Below are 15753 nucleotides of genomic sequence, written 5' to 3'. Positions count from 1 at the left end.
CTCAATCTCCCATACATATACAATGCAGCACACTCAATTGGCCAAGGCCAAACTGAGATTTAGCCCAAATAATATGAAGCAATTTGATAAGTCAGGAATGACATGAAATATGCCAGACCAAACAGGTAAATGGTCATGATACTGACAGTTTTCCAGGAACCCGTTTCACGTTTCACCGTTGCCAGGGTCGCCAGACAGTGTGGTGCATAAATAAACCACACCAGCAAAGACAAACCTGTCGCCACTGACCAGCCCAGATCACCTCCACCGCTGATCAGCGCAGCCAGACCTTCAGACATCGCATCTTCATCAACTGCCGACATTGCATAGACTGTGCCCAGTGCTGCAACGACCACTTCACGCGCTGCCATCGCCGGAATCAGGGCAATACAGATCTGCCAGTTAAAACCGAGGGGTGCAAAGATCGGTTGCATCAGATGACCGAGCATCCCTGCCAATGAATAATCAATGGCCGGCAGGGTTGCGCCTTCTGGTGGCTGCGGGAACGTACACAGGAACCACAGCACAATCGATAAGGCGAAGATGATGCCGCCGACACGTTTCAAGAAGATTTTGCCGCGATCCAATAAGCCGATCCAAACGTTCTTCAAGTCCGGAAAACGGTAGCTTGGCAGTTCCATCAGCAGCATGTGCTGTGATTTATCTTTGTGGAAGAATTTCAACACAAAAGACACCAGCAAAGCACTTACGATACCCGCCATATACAGACCGAAGAGCACCAGACCTTGCAGATTCAGGAAGCCCCAGACAGTTTGTGCCGGTATAAATGCCGCAATCAGCAAGGCATAAACCGGCAAACGCGCCGAACAGGTCATTAAAGGTGCAACAAAAATCGTGGTTAAACGATCTCGTGGATCACTAATGGTCCGCGATGCCATAATCCCCGGAATGGCACAGGCAAAGCTGGACAATAACGGAATAAAGGCACGTCCTGACAAACCGGCTTTAAACATCAGTTTATCGAGCAAGAATGCTGCACGCGGTAAATAACCCGATTCTTCCAGTACCAGAATAAAGAAGAACAGAATCAGAATTTGTGGCAGGAATACGACTACTCCGCCTGCACCGGCAATAATCCCATCTACCACCAGACTATTCAGCAAGGGATGAGAAATATATTCGCCGAGGAACTCACCCAGCCAGCCAAAGAAGGATTCAATCCCATCCATAAACGGCGCAGCCCAGGCAAATACCGCCTGGAAAATCACGAACATCATCACGGCCAGACTAATTAAGCCCAATACCGGATGCAGAAAAATCTTGTCAAGAAAATCTGTACGTTTATCTTCCTGATCGACGAAATTAACCACGTCATTCAGAATGTTTTCCACGCGCTGGTGACTGTCACCTTTCAAGCCGCTGAGTTCGGTCTGTGGTACAGAATACTTGCCTTGATCCAGCGCATTTTTCAGGTTTTCAATCCCTGAATTGCGCACAGCCACCGTTTCTACCACAGGTACGCCCAGTCGCTCAGACAGCTTCTGGGTATTGATCTGCATGCCACGACGGCGTGCTTCATCCATCATGTTCAGCACAACCAGCACCGGACGACCCAGTGCAATCATTTCCAGCACCAGACCCAGATGCAGTTTCAGATTGGTGGCATCTACCACACATAAAAATGCATCCTGCTCCTGCTCTTCCGCAATTTTACCTTGTACGACGTTGCGGGTGATTTCTTCATCCGGACTGGTTGCATCCAGACTATAGGTTCCCGGCAAATCCAGTACCCGTACCGCTTTGCCTGAGGCAAGCTGAAACGTACCGACTTTACGTTCAACCGTCACACCCGCATAGTTACCGACTTTTTGGCGCGTTCCGGTTAAATGGTTGAATAATGAAGTTTTACCGCAGTTAGGGTTACCGACAAGGGCAATACGTAATGTATGACTCATGCCGACACCGCCTGTTCGATTTCAATTTTGGCTGCTTCTGATTTACGCAAAGCAAAACGTGTGAATCCAACTTGAATCAAAATGGGATCTCCACCAAAAATACCTTTAGTAATGACCTGTACCTTTGTACCTGGTACAAAGCCTAAAGTTTCCAAACGACTCGCGACGACATCGTGTAGAGCACTTTCACCATCAGTTGTTCGACTCACTTTTCGAATGATGGCAATTTGTTTTGCTTTTAAATCAGACAAACGCACCGTGAAATTCCTAAACTATTTTGTACAGTATACAAACAAATGAGAATAATTAACAAATAAGATTAATTACATTTCGATTTAGCCTTATACCACATCGACACTGTCATAAAATTAAACTACAGTAGAGAATACCAATCCCGATTATCGCTTTTTCAGATCAGATCCTTTCACCCTATGCTGAATAAAAAACCCCGTATTCCTGCCCCTGTCCAGATTCCTGATGCGTTCAGTTATTTACAGGGTTTTCGTGATTATCTGATTGCGCAAACGGTCAGCCCGCATACCCGCAATGCCTATTTGTCCGATCTGGTGCAATGTGCAGAATGCCTGAGCAAGCCTCTACCGGAATGGAATCATGATGATATTTCCGATGTACTGATTGCGCTGACCAAACAGCAAAAAAGTCCACGTTCGATTGCCCGCTGCCTGTCTGCCTTGCGTTCATTTTATAAATTTCTGCGCGAGCAAAAACTGCGTAGCGACAATCCGGTGGCTGCACATAAAACCCCAAAACTGGGCCGGGCCTTACCCAAAGATCTCTCCGAAGCAGATGTCGAAGCCTTAATTCATGCCCCTAATATCAACACAGCATTAGGACTGCGTGATCGAGCCATGTTCGAAGTGCTGTATGCCTGCGGACTCCGGGTGACCGAACTGATTAACTTACGTCTGGAACTGATCAACTTAAAACAGGGTTATTTACGGATTGTCGGTAAAGGCAATAAAGAACGTCTGGTGCCGATGGGACAAATGGCCTGTGAATGGGTAGAAAAATATCTGAATGAAGCCCGTCCGCAACTGTATAAGACTTCGACCGATTATCTGTTTTTGACCCAGCATGGCGGCATCATGAGCCGGCAGAATTTCTGGTATGCCATTAAGCGTTATGCGCTGCAGGCCGGAATCCAGTCCGAACTGTCACCGCATACCTTGCGCCATGCCTTTGCGACGCATTTACTCAATCATGGCGCAGACTTACGCGTGGTACAGATGCTGCTCGGGCATACTGATCTGTCTACCACCCAAATTTATACCCATGTAGCACAAGTACGGATGCAACAGCTACACGCGACCCATCATCCACGAGCTTAAAACATATCCGGATGGAATAAACTGAGAAGTTTGACGTGTGGGTATTTTTTTTTGTTATGCTAATGCTCTGTTTTTAATCCAAGAAGAAAAGGGTTTTTTATGACATTTGCCCGCTCAAAAATTTTTATGGCTTGCACACTTGCTGCTGGTTTGGGCCTGACTGCGTGTTCCAATTCCACTAACAACGATAAAAAGCAAGAGTTGACTGCGAGCGCACCGGCGACGGGCGAAGCCTCTACCCTGACCGAACGTAATGCCCAACAGCGCCTGGTTTCGACCTTGGAAAAGCATTTCAAGACTGCCGGCATCAGTGCCAAAATCACCGACATTAAAGCCACCGAAGTCCCGAACCTGTTCTGGGTCAGCCTGGAAGGCATGTCTGCGGTCTATGTCACCAGTGACGGTAAATATCTGATTCAGGGCGATGTGATCCGTCTCGGTGACAAACAGCTGCACAATGTCAGCGAGAACCTGCAAGCAGGCATCAACAATAAACTCTTTGCTGAACTCAAGCCAGCCGACTTACTGGTCTATCCAGCTAAAGGCAAAGCCAAGCATGTGGTTTATGTGTTTACCGATGTCAGCTGTCCGTATTGCCATAAATTCCATGAGCAAATGGATGAGATGAATGCCAAAGGCATTGAAGTGCGTTATATCGCCTGGCCGCGTGGTGAACAGCATATGCCGGCCATGGAAGCAATCTGGTGCAGTGCCGACCGTCGCAGTGCCTTTGACCAGGCGATTTCAGGCGCACAGATTAGTGCAGAGAAATGTGAAAATCCTGTTCAAGATCAATATCAAATGGGTCTGAATATGGGCGTGAATGGCACCCCTGCCATTTATAATTCAGAAGGTACTTATCTGGGCGGTTACCTGTCTACATCGGAATTATTGAATCGGCTTAAATAACTCATTTTAATACGTTATTTAACTTTATTTTATAGATAAAGATATTCTGAAATGACCCTAGAGTCAGGCGGGTTTTTTAGCTATGATCTAGGCTCTTGTAAAAAACTGTTTATATTTGGAGTGTGACGTGAAACCAGTTCGTCTGGCAATCCTCGGTCTTGGTACTGTAGGTGGTGGTGCCTTGAAACTATTAAAAGAAAATGCTGCTGAGATCAAACGTCGCACCGGTCGTGAAATTGAAATTACCCATGTAGGCACCCGTCGTCCACGTCCTGATCTGGATCTGCCAGAATCGGTCAAACAAAGTGCCGACTTGATGGACATCGTACGTCAACCTGATGTAGACGTCGTGGTGGAAGTCATGGGCGGAATTCATCCTGCTTTTGAAATTATTATGGAAGCCATGAAACATGGCAAACATATTGTAACGGCCAACAAAGCACTCTTGGCTGAACACGGCAACGAACTGTTTAAAGCGGCTGAAGACAATGCCGTACAGATTGCCTATGAAGCCGCAGTGGCTGGTGGCATTCCGATTATTAAAGTGATTCGTGAAGGTCTGGCAGCCAACAAGATTGAATGGCTGGCCGGTATTATTAACGGCACGGGTAACTTCATTCTTAGTGAAATGCGTGAAAAAGGCCGCGCTTTTGAAGATGTGCTAAAAGAAGCTCAAGAACTCGGTTATGCCGAAGCCGATCCGACCTTTGATGTGGAAGGAATTGATGCAGCTCACAAGCTAACGATTCTGGCCTCATGTGCCTTTGGTATTCCACTACAGTTTGACAAAGTCTTTACTGAAGGCATTGGCAAAATCACTGCACAAGATGTGAAATATGCCGAAGACCTCGGTTTCCGGATTAAACACCTGGGTATTGCACGCCGTACCGATGCCGGGATTGAACTCCGTGTACACCCGACTCTGATTCCAGATGACCAGCTGATTGCCAATGTTAACGGCGTGAAAAATGCGGTTCTGGTACAAGCGAATGCGGTTGGCCCAACACTGTACTATGGTGCTGGCGCGGGTGCGGGACCAACGGCTTCTGCGGTTGTTGCCGATGTGGTTGATATTGTCCGTGACATTATTTACACAGAAGACGGCGCAGGCACCATTCCGCAACTGGCTTTTGAAGCGCTCAGTGATTTACCGATCTTGAGTCGTGAACAAATGACCACCGGCTATTACATCCGTATTAATGCCGAAGATCAGATGGGCGTGCTTGCCGATGTGACCACGATTCTCAGTCGTGCCGGCATCAGTATTGATGCGATCATGCAGCAACCACGTTTATCCAAAGACCTTATTCCTATCGTGATTCTGACTGATCCTATCGTCGAATCAAAAATGGATGCAGCGCTTTCACAAATTCAAGCATTACCCGTCATTCATGGCGAAATTGTACGAATTCGTTTAGAATCGCTTGATAATTAATCGGGTTGAGGGGAGGATTCCCCTTGCCAAGCTCTACACACAATTGGAACATCATCATGTCGAATGCCAATCGTTATACTGGTTTAGTTGACCGCTATCGCGACCGTTTACCAGTGTCTGCAACTACTCGTGCGATCTCTTTGGGTGAAGGTAATACTCCACTGATCAAGCTTGAGAATATTCCACGCATTATTGGTAAAGATGTTGAAATTTATGTGAAGTACGAGGGCTTAAACCCGACTGGTTCATTTAAAGACCGCGGTATGACTATGGCGGTGACCAAAGCCGTTGAAGAAGGCTCTAAAGCCATCATCTGCGCATCTACTGGTAACACCTCTGCGGCGGCGGCGGCATATGCTGCGCGTGCTGGCATCAAAGCATTCGTGCTCATCCCTGAAGGAAAAATTGCCATGGGTAAAATGGCTCAAGCGATGATGTATGGTGCGATCACCATGCAAATTCGCGGTAACTTCGATGACGGTATGCGTCTGGTTAAAGAAGTTGCCGATCAGGCACCGGTAACGATTGTAAACTCAATCAACCCATACCGCCTGCAAGGTCAAAAAACCATTGCTTATGAAATCGTTGAAGCTTTAGGTCGTGCACCGGATTATCACTGCCTGCCTGTAGGTAACGCGGGTAACATCACTGCACACTGGATGGGTTATACCGAAGCGGTGGCTAACCAGTCGAAAGAAGAATTTGAGCAAGTCGTTTACGATGCTGAAACTGATGCTTTCACTGGTCCTAAACCGGCAGGTTTGCCAATCATGGCAGGTTACCAAGCCTCTGGTGCTGCACCGTTCCTTCGTGGCGGTCCAGTAGAAAACCCGGAAACTGTTGCAACTGCGATTCGTATCGGCAATCCGCAAAGCTTCAATCATGCTAAAGCGGTTGTTCGTGATTCAAACGGCTGGTTTGATGAACTGACTGATGCGGAAATTCTTGAAGCTCAACGTCTGCTTTCTATGTATGAAGGTGTATTCGTAGAGCCTGCGTCTGCTGCGTCTGTCGGCGGTGCGATCCGTGATATTAAAGCGGGTAAAATTGCTGAAGGTTCAGTGATCGTATGTACCGTAACGGGTAACGGTCTGAAAGATCCAGACACTGCCATCAAGCAATGTGCTGATGCTGTGATGCTGTCGATTGATGCGACCATGACTCAAGTTAAAGACTCTATTCTGTCGAATATGTAATTTCGGCCAGAATTAAAAAAACCCTGCAAGTGCAGGGTTTTTTTATGAACCAATCAATTAGATTCGTTTAGGTTGCTGGCTAACCCAACTCATTAAACGGGTCGCATCATTGGTACGCGCCTGTGAGCTGTTTGCACCTAAAAGTACCACTGCCACAGGACGGTTATTCAGAGTGGTGTGCATCACCACACAGCGCCCTGCTTCATTAATAAAACCGGTTTTAGAAATATTGATATTCCATCCGCCATTACGTACCAAGGCATTGGTATTATTCGATTTCAATACACGATAACCCAAGTTAAAGTCATAGCTTGGCGTGGTCGAGAACTGACGAATCAGGCCGTATTGAGAGGCCGTATTTACCAAGATTCCCAAGTCACGAGCTGATGCCACGTTACCCGGATGCAAACCTGTTGATTCCATAAAGCGAGTGGAGTTCATTCCCAGCTCTTTAGCTTTTACATTCATTTTGGCAATAAACGCTGATCGACCACCGGGATAGGTCCGTGCCAAAGCGGCTGCAGCCGGATTCTCGGACTTCATCAGAGCAAACAGTAAAGCTTCAGCACGGTTCATGCTGTCCCCTGCTCTTAAAGTCGAGCTTGAGCTTTTACAGCCTGAACAGGAAAAATCAGCCTGTTGCAGGGTGATTTTTTCCGACATATTCAGACGTGCATCAGAAATCACCACCGCTGTCATCAGCTTGGTAATCGATGCAATCGGATAGGCAGTATTGGTATTTTTGCTAAACAGCACTTCACCGGTTTGCGCATCCATGACCAGTGCAGCCCGTGCATTGACAGAAGGTTGATTACTAAAATGATTGGTATCAATAATCTGCGGCGCAGTATAAGCAGGTTTGATTACTGCTGGCGCTGCTGTGCCGGCCTGACGCAAAGTGGTGGTCACTGTTGCAGACCCGGGTGGCGAAGGCTCATTGGCTGACGCATTAAAATCATCGCTCATTAACTGGTTAACTTCTTCAGAAGACCAACTAATGCTGGAACCGTCCTCTGCCGTGCCAGAATTCATAATGATTTCAGCAAAACTTGTCGTGCTCATGCTGATTAACACGGACAGGCCGAGTAGATGCCTTAAAGACTTGTTTATTTTCTTCACTATTCCTTCACTCAACTAACAGAGGTAAGATTGATTTGCGTATTACCTCTAATATGCCTTACATTTAAACACAATGCCGAACATTTTTTGTTCTTGACACTGTGTGATAAGTTTCAGATTTAATCTTGCGAATAGGATTGCTAATTTTGTACTTTCATTGCAAGCTTATTTTGCTTTATGTAACAAAAAAATGATTTTTTTAACAGAGGGAGAGCGTAGGTGATCACAGTTTTAGTTGTGGACGACCATGAATTAGTTCGTACTGGAATTTGCAGAATGCTAGAAGACCATGCGGAGGTTCAGGTAATTGGACAAGCTGAATCTGGTGAAGAAGCGATCTCTCTAGTTCGTCAACATCATCCTGATGTAGTTTTGTTAGATGTGAATATGCCGGGCATTGGTGGCGTAGAAACCACGCGCCGTCTACTTCAGAGTGCGCCGGAAACCAAAGTTTTGGCGGTTAGCGGTTTAGCAGAAGAGCCTTATCCGTCCCTGTTATTGAAAGCCGGTGCCAAAGGTTATATCACCAAAGGGGCCCCGATTTCGGAAATGGTCCGTGCGATTAACAAAGTCATGCAAGGCGGCAAATATTTCAGTGCAGACATTGCGGAACAGTTAGCAAGCTCTTACCTTTCTGATACACAACAATCGCCTTTTGATGCATTGTCAGAGCGTGAAATGCAAGTCGCGATGATGGTCGTGAATTGTATCAGCGCCCAGGAAATTGCCGACAAGCTCTTTGTGAGTGTTAAAACCGTGAATACTTATCGTTACCGTATTTTTGAAAAACTGAATATCGATAGCGATGTTAAACTGACTCATCTGGCCATGCGCTATGGACTCATTAAACCTTAGCTTTTAACGATTTCCGGTGCATATGGCACAACAAAAAAACTATGCTGAACTGAATCAATACCATCTCGGTATCTGGTACAGCGCTTATCGTCTGCTGATCAGCACCGGTTTGTTGCTGATTTTTATGCTGACCTACCCCGAACTCACCACCGATTATCAATACCCGCAGCTGTATTATTATGCACTGGGAATCGGGGTTGCGATCAATACCGTACAGCTGTTTGTGCTGAAATGGATCAGACGCCTGATCCAGCCGCAGCTGATTATGATTTTCTTTAGCGATGTCTGCGTTTTAAGTTTGCTGACTTTGGCGAGCGACGGTCCTAATCTGCAAATTGGGCTGTTGTTTGTGATTACTATCTTTTCTGCATCTTTATTATTAGATGCAAAAAAGGCCTTGGTCGTCACCCTCATTGCAGTCATTAGTGTTATTTATCAGCATTTTATCGGCAGTATTTTTGCGTTTTCTTCACTCAGCAATATCAGTAATAGCGCCCTGCTGGCCTTTTTGTTTTTTGTGGTTTATGGCACTGGACAAATTGCCGTGCGCCGTTTTCAGATTCTGGAAAATTTGAATTTTTCTCAATCGCTGGAACTGCATCGCTTACAGAATATTAACCGCTATATTCTGGAACAGATTGAAACCGGTTATCTGGTTCTGGATGAAAACTATCATGTGGTACTCAGTAATCCTGCCGCCTGTAATCTTCTTGGAATTGAGTCCAAATACGGCCATGAGAAATTTACTTTATCTCAATCACAGCCAGATTTATTTGAACTGATCCATTTTGAAACGCTAGAAAATGGTGAGCGCTTTCAGTTTGAATCCCAGCAAAGTCGCTATAATATTCATGTGCAGGTGCAAAAACTGATTGTGCCGCATCAGACTCTAATGCTACTGGTGTTACAGGATGCCAAAAAACTGAATCAGCAGGTGCAGCAACTTAAACTTGCTGCACTGGGTCAACTCTCAGCCAGTATTGCCCATGAAATTCGTAACCCCTTGGCGGCCATTGTGCAGGCCAATGATTTGTATCTGGACTCAGAAACTGAACAGCAACAGCTACTCCAGCAGATGATTGGCCGACAGGCGACCCGGATTGACCGGATTATTCAGGACACGCTGAATATGGTCAAAAATAAAGAAACCCACCCGATACCGATTCATCTCAATGAATTTATCCCGTTATTTATCCAGGAAGATCTGGCCGATATTCGCGATCAGATTCAATTTAATATTGATATCCCGCTAGTGATTCAGTTTGATGAAGCACAATTCCGGCAAATCCTGATTAATCTGATTCGTAATGCCATTCGTCACAATTCAGCAGATGCAGCCTATATTCAGCTGAATGTGCATCCTTATGAACATCGGGTCTGGATTGATGTACGGGATTTTGGCTCTGGCGTAGCCGTACATGATCAAGCTCTATTGTTCAAACCCTTTTTTAGCACATCGATTAGTGGTACCGGATTAGGATTGTATTTATCACATAGTTTTTGCGAAGCAAATCAGGCACAATTAAACTATATACAACAAGAACAGGGCGCATGCTTTCGCATCAGCTGTCAACGTATTACGCTTTAAAGGGGTCAAGGAAGATGAATGGGGAACAACAACCACTGGTGCTTTTGGTGGATGATGAGGAAGATTTGTGTACCCTCATGCAAATGTCATTGCTGCGCATGGGAATTCGTACGCACATTGCCCACCGTTTGGAAGATGCTAAAAAATGCCTTGCCAATCATCAATATGATGCCTGTCTGACTGACCTAAACCTGCCCGATGGCAATGGTTTGGAGTTACTGGACTGGATTGGCAGCCTCTATCCGGCACTTCCGGTCGCAGTTCTGACCGCCTATGGCAACATGGAAATCGCCATTGCTGCGCTCAAAGCCGGGGCCTTTGATTTTGTCAGCAAACCGATCAATCAGAAACATCTGGAACAACTCTTACAAAAAGCCCTGAATAAACCGGTGGATTATTCGCATAATAATCCAAATGAAGCGCTTGAACATAAAATGCTGATTGGACAATCCCTGCCGATCCAGCAACTACGTATTACCTTACAAAAAATTGCCCGATCCCAAGCACCGGTTTTTATCACTGGTGAATCGGGAACAGGTAAAGAAGTCGTGGCCAATCTGGTCCATCGCCTGAGTAACCGCAATGAAGGTCCTTTTATTGCGATTAACTGTGGCGCCATTCCGACTGAGTTGATGGAAAGCGAACTGTTTGGGCATAAGAAAGGCAGCTTTACCGGCGCTGCTCAGGACAAACAGGGACTGATTCAATCTGCCCATGGTGGCAGTCTGTTTCTGGATGAAATTGCAGAATTACCGCTTTCTATGCAGGTCAAATTGTTACGTGCCGTACAGGAAAAACGTATTCGTCCACTCGGTTCGGATACCGAAATTGATGTGGATTTCCGTGTGATCAGTGCCACGCATCAGGATCTGGAAGCCTTGGTGCAACAAGGCAAATTCCGTCAGGATTTATATTTCCGTATTCATGTAATGGATCTGACTTTACCGCCATTACGTGAACGAGGCCAGGATATTCTGTTATTGGCCGAACACTTTATTCAGAAGATTTGCCAGGAATGGGGCATTCCCAATAAAAAACTGACCGAACGTAGCAAAGAGTTCTTATTGGGACAATATTATCCAGGTAATGTACGTGAATTGCGTAATATTATGGAACGCGCAATTACTTTAAGTGATGAAGAGCGGATTGATCTTCAGCATTTGCAGAGTGCACCGCTACGTCATGCGCTTAACAGCCCTCAGGAGATAAATACGCTCACGAGCGAGATCATTGCGACCGAAACCCTGATTGCACCTAAAAAGCTGCCTGAAGAGGGTCTAGAACTATATTTGGAAAAGGTCGAGAAAGAAATTTTACTGAATGCGCTGAATCTGACCCATTGGAACCGGACACTGGCCGCCAAAAAACTCGGCATGTCATTCCGTTCCCTGCGCTATCGTTTGAAAAAGTTCGGACTGGATACCGAAGAAGACGAATAATTATTTTTGCAGGAGCAGCAAGTCTGTGACATGTTCCAGATAACTCTCCTCACGCATTTCCTGCTTAAACGGATAGTTGAAATGCGGCTGTACGCCCCGCCCTTCAATCATCTGGCCACTCGGGCTAAAGTATTGCGATACTGTCATCTGTAGAGCCGAACCGTTGCTTAAAGGAAAAAGTTTCTGTACTACGCCTTTGCCATAGCTTTTTTCGCCTACGACCCAGGCACGGTTATGTTCTTTCAGGGCTGCTGTAAACACTTCTGCTGCAGAAGCCGAGCGGTTATTAATCAATACCCCAACTTTCAGATTCTGAAACTCAAAACTCGGCAAGGCCTGAAATTGCTGATTACCTTCAGCGCGGCTTTTGGTCGACACAATCACGCCCTGATTCAAAAATAAATCGGCAGATTCAACTGCAGCCGAGAGTAAGCCACCGGGATTATTGCGTAAATCAAATAGCACGGCTTTTAAGCGCTTGTCGGCATAGCTTTCGATTAGACGTTTGATTTCATTGGCAGTATCTTGCTGAAAAACCTTGACCTGTAAAACCAGAACCTGATTATTGTGCAGGCTCGATTTAATTTCAGTATCCAGTTTGGTATTGCGGACCAGACGAACGGCCGGACTTTGCGGGGAGAGCTGAATCATGAGCGTAGAGCCAACGGCTCCGCTCAATAACTGCCGGACTTGTTCCTGATTCAGGCTATTTAATACCTGATCGTCAATTTTATAAACCGTGACGCCATTTCGAAGTCCCTGCTTGGCTGAATCAGCATCGGAACTCAGTCCCTGAACTACCCATTGCTTCAACCGCGGGTCAAATTGCAGATCAAAATCAATGCTGGCCAGATCACCTTCGGTATATTCACGCAGCTGCTTATAATCTTCAGGCGACAAATAGCGGGAATAGCGGTCTAAGCCACTGACCAGACCCTGAATGGCCTGTTGGAATAAGGCATCGTCATTTTTATCTTGAATATAATTGTCTTTCACGATGCCATAAATTTGTACGAATTCCTGAATGGATGCCACAGGAATTTCAGAATAGACCTGCCCATCCATTTCCATATCATCGAATGCGGGCTCATTTGGACCCGCACCCCAAGCTGAATGACTCAAACACATCAGTAAGCATGGTATTACAACAGACTTCCAGCGTGTTCTTGCCATTCTTTGACCTTTTTAGAATTTTATCGAAAATTATGCATCAAGCTGAATCAGGTTACGACCTTGCATTTCAGCAGGTACCGGAACTTGCATCAGACTTAATAAAGTCGGTGCGACATCTGCCAATACACCGCCTTCTGCGATCGTGGCCTGAGTTGGGCCGACATAAATAAACGGAACCAATTCAGTGGTATGCTGAGTATGTACCTGACCACTGTGATAGTCCTGCATCTGCTCTACGTTACCATGATCGGCAGTCACAATCATATGACCTTTTTGCGCCATTACCGCTTCATAAACCCGGCCCAAACAGGTATCAACCGCTTCAACAGCTTTCACCGCAGCATCGAATACACCCGTATGACCGACCATATCACCATTGGCAAAGTTCACCACCAGCAGGTCAAATTCACCTGAATTGATCGCAGCCACCAGCTCATCAGTCACTTCATAAGCACTCATTTCCGGTTTAAGGTCATAAGTGGCTACGTTTGGCGATGGAATCAGGATACGTTTTTCACCTGGGTATTCATCTTCACGGCCGCCGCTGAAGAAGAAAGTCACATGCGCATACTTTTCTGTTTCCGCAATGCGCAGCTGTGTTTTACCCAAATCAGATAAGTATTCACCAATCGAGTTTTTCAACGCTTCAGGCATATACGCTACAGGTGCATCAATCGTGGCTTGATAACGCGTCAGCATGACAAACTTCGCCAAATTCGGCACGACTTTACGTTCAAAACCTGCAAAGTCTTTTTCTACAAATGCGCGAGTCAATTCACGGGCACGATCGGCACGGAAGTTCATGAATACGACGCTGTCGCCATCCTGAATTTTCGCCAGATCGCCAATACGGGTCGCTTTAACAAACTCATCCGACTCATCGGCTGCGTAAGCCTGTTCCAAACCTTCAACTGCGCTGGCAGCTGTACGAACCGCTTCACCTTCAGTCAACAAGCGATAGGCCTGTTCAACACGATCCCAACGGTTGTCACGATCCATGGCAAAATAACGGCCGATCATGGTGGCAATACGACCTTGACCTGGATATTGAGCGAATAAGGCATCGAGTTTTTCTAAAGAAGGTTGTGCGCTTTTAGGCGGCGTATCACGACCATCTAAGAATGCATGTAAATAGACTTGCGCACCGCGTTTTAGCGCTAGCTCTGCCATCGCCACAATATGATCTTCATGGGAGTGCACACCACCTTCAGACAAAAGGCCAAGCAAATGTACTGCCCCACCTGCAGCTTTGGCTTTCTCAACTGCATCGACCAGAACTTCATGTTCAAAGAAGTCGCCCGTACGAATGTCTTTGGTAATCCGGGTAAAGTCCTGATACAGCACACGACCTGCGCCGAGGTTCATATGTCCGACTTCCGAGTTACCCATCTGGCCATCTGGCAGGCCGACATCTTCACCTGAACCCGAGATCAAACCATGCGGATGCTTGTCCTGTATCGCAGTTAAATTTGGTCGTTTAGCTGCTAAAAACGCATTGTCTTCGACCGCTTCGCGATGACCCACACCATCCATAATCACCAAAATGTGAGGGATTTTGCCAGCAGTTGCATCCGTCATAATGAAATACTCTGTTCGTCTACGAATTAATCGCTCTATTTTAGCGAAGTTTATAAAAAGAGGCCATGACCCGTATATGGTTTAAGCCTCTCATGATGATTGATTTGTTCTATTTTCCTGTACCTTAGCGTGCCCGATGCAGCAAGTATCCGCCGATGCCGAACATGATCAGAATCGGAATAAACACGAACCAGGCCGGAGACGGTGCATAGATCAAGCTGGCATAGCCGAGGAAATCCTGCAGATAGAAGAAACCCAGTCCGGCAAATAAAGCTATTACCAGACGAAAACCCATGGATTGCTGACGTAATGGCCCGAAGATAAATGAACAGGCGATCACTACTAGTGCAATCAGGGCAAAAGGCGAGCCGAGTTTTTGCCAGAAGGCCAGCTGATAGGTTTTAGGCACCTGGCTGTATTCATGCATATAGCTCATGAAACTGACCAGTTGACTCGGCGATAAATCTTCAGGATCAATCGTCACCATATGCACATATTTGGGCTGTAATGCCAGCGCTAAAGGTTGCTGTTGCTGCTTGACCAGCGTGGCATTGCCATTTTGTAAAATATCGAACTGCTCTGTGTTGTCCAGCGTCCAGGAACCATCTTTGACGAATTGGCCCTGATCTGCGTGCAAGGTACCGCGCAAACGATAGTTCTGGTCAAAGTCCAGCATCTGCACATTTTTCAACTGACCTTGCGAGTTAGCATAATCGATATAAATAAAGCGCTGCCCTTCCCGAGTCCAGTAACCACGAACTTCACCGAGCTGAGCGGCTTTACTGGCACTTTTTACGCTTTTGGCCTGTTCATTGGTATAAGGAATGACCCACTCGCTCAGGGCAAATGACAACACCACCAACAACAGTGCTGAACGGATCACCCACCCGACAATACGCCATAAGCTCACGCCGACCGAACGCATCACAATCAGCTCACTATTCGAGGCTAATGTACCAAGACCTAAAACTGCACCAATCAGTGCAGAAATCGGCAGGATTTCATATAAATAATTTGGTGCGCCCCAAAGCACATATTTCAAGGCATCCCAGGCACCATAACCATCTTTGAGCGAACCAAGCTCACCCAGATAAGTAAATAATACCTGTAAACCCGCCAATACCGCGGTTGCACCCAGCATCGCCAGCGCAGTGGTTTGGGTCACATGTTTTGCAACTATACGACGTGCCAACATT

Annotated in this window: 13 protein-coding genes; 7 read left to right on the top strand and 6 right to left on the bottom strand. The window is 46.3% G+C overall.

All coding sequences use genetic code 11. The features are described 5' to 3' along the window. Positions 1-59: 59 nt before the first annotated feature. Both Q9R24_RS04380 and Q9R24_RS04375 read right to left on the bottom strand, forming a co-directional pair. On the bottom strand, positions 60-1916 hold the full coding sequence (locus Q9R24_RS04380; protein WP_311203789.1) for a ferrous iron transporter B: 1857 nt from the start codon (positions 1914-1916) through the stop codon (positions 60-62). Beyond that, positions 1913-2173, bottom strand: coding sequence for a FeoA family protein (locus tag Q9R24_RS04375; RefSeq protein ID WP_004281065.1), 261 nt, complete (start codon positions 2171-2173; stop codon positions 1913-1915). The genes Q9R24_RS04380 and Q9R24_RS04375 overlap by 4 nt, the downstream gene beginning before the upstream one ends. Positions 2174-2347: 174 nt before the next feature. Here Q9R24_RS04375 and xerD point away from each other — a divergent pair, with 174 nt between their 5' ends. From xerD to thrC, 4 genes are all read left to right on the top strand, one after another. Next, positions 2348-3265 carry a site-specific tyrosine recombinase XerD gene (gene xerD, locus Q9R24_RS04370; RefSeq protein ID WP_005249692.1) on the top strand — a complete coding sequence of 306 codons (918 nt, stop codon included), beginning with the start codon at positions 2348-2350 and terminating at the stop codon, positions 3263-3265. A gap of 99 nt (positions 3266-3364) precedes the next feature. Further along, positions 3365-4174, top strand: a complete 810-nt coding sequence (locus Q9R24_RS04365; RefSeq protein ID WP_311203788.1) for a DsbC family protein — start codon at positions 3365-3367, stop codon at positions 4172-4174. Positions 4175-4301: 127 nt separating this feature from the next. Continuing rightward, the gene (locus Q9R24_RS04360) at positions 4302-5609 is read left to right on the top strand and encodes a homoserine dehydrogenase (protein ID WP_180037291.1); all 1308 of its coding nucleotides are present in this window, start codon (positions 4302-4304) and stop codon (positions 5607-5609) included. A 56-nt stretch (positions 5610-5665) separates the two neighbouring features. Then, on the top strand, positions 5666-6805 hold the full coding sequence (gene thrC, locus Q9R24_RS04355; protein ID WP_005248423.1) for a threonine synthase: 1140 nt from the start codon (positions 5666-5668) through the stop codon (positions 6803-6805). A 57-nt stretch (positions 6806-6862) separates the two neighbouring features. On the opposite strand, the gene Q9R24_RS04350 is transcribed toward thrC, so the two are convergent. After that, positions 6863-7924, bottom strand: coding sequence for a serine hydrolase (locus Q9R24_RS04350; protein ID WP_311203787.1), 1062 nt, complete (start codon positions 7922-7924; stop codon positions 6863-6865). A 219-nt stretch (positions 7925-8143) separates the two neighbouring features. Between Q9R24_RS04350 and Q9R24_RS04345 the strand changes: the two genes are divergently transcribed. From Q9R24_RS04345 to Q9R24_RS04335, 3 genes are read left to right on the top strand one after another with little or no spacing between them, the layout of a single operon-like run. Further along, the gene (locus Q9R24_RS04345; RefSeq protein WP_004281059.1) at positions 8144-8779 is read left to right on the top strand and encodes a response regulator; all 636 of its coding nucleotides are present in this window, start codon (positions 8144-8146) and stop codon (positions 8777-8779) included. Between the two features lie 22 nt (positions 8780-8801). After that, positions 8802-10367, top strand: a complete 1566-nt coding sequence (locus Q9R24_RS04340; RefSeq protein ID WP_004732491.1) for a PAS domain-containing sensor histidine kinase — start codon at positions 8802-8804, stop codon at positions 10365-10367. A gap of 14 nt (positions 10368-10381) precedes the next feature. Next, positions 10382-11806 carry a sigma-54 dependent transcriptional regulator gene (locus Q9R24_RS04335; RefSeq protein WP_005249687.1) on the top strand — a complete coding sequence of 475 codons (1425 nt, stop codon included), beginning with the start codon at positions 10382-10384 and terminating at the stop codon, positions 11804-11806. Here Q9R24_RS04335 and Q9R24_RS04330 read toward each other — a convergent pair whose 3' ends face one another. The 3 genes from Q9R24_RS04330 to lptG form a co-directional block, all read right to left on the bottom strand. Next, entirely contained in the window at positions 11807-12979 is a 1173-nt protein-coding gene (locus Q9R24_RS04330) for a S41 family peptidase (RefSeq protein WP_311203786.1), read from the bottom strand. It lies immediately after the preceding gene. 30 nt (positions 12980-13009) lie between these two features. Beyond that, positions 13010-14557 (bottom strand): 2,3-bisphosphoglycerate-independent phosphoglycerate mutase, encoded by a 1548-nt coding sequence (gpmI, locus tag Q9R24_RS04325; protein ID WP_005263948.1) that lies wholly within the window; start codon positions 14555-14557, stop codon positions 13010-13012. 124 nt (positions 14558-14681) lie between these two features. After that, the gene (gene lptG, locus Q9R24_RS04320) at positions 14682-15752 is read right to left on the bottom strand and encodes an LPS export ABC transporter permease LptG (RefSeq protein ID WP_005108448.1); all 1071 of its coding nucleotides are present in this window, start codon (positions 15750-15752) and stop codon (positions 14682-14684) included. Position 15753: the final 1 nt, after the last annotated feature.

Source organism: Acinetobacter sp. RRD8, assembly GCF_031844225.1.
Classification (GTDB): Bacteria; Pseudomonadota; Gammaproteobacteria; order Pseudomonadales; family Moraxellaceae; genus Acinetobacter.
This window is presented reverse-complemented; position numbering and strand designations above follow the sequence as displayed.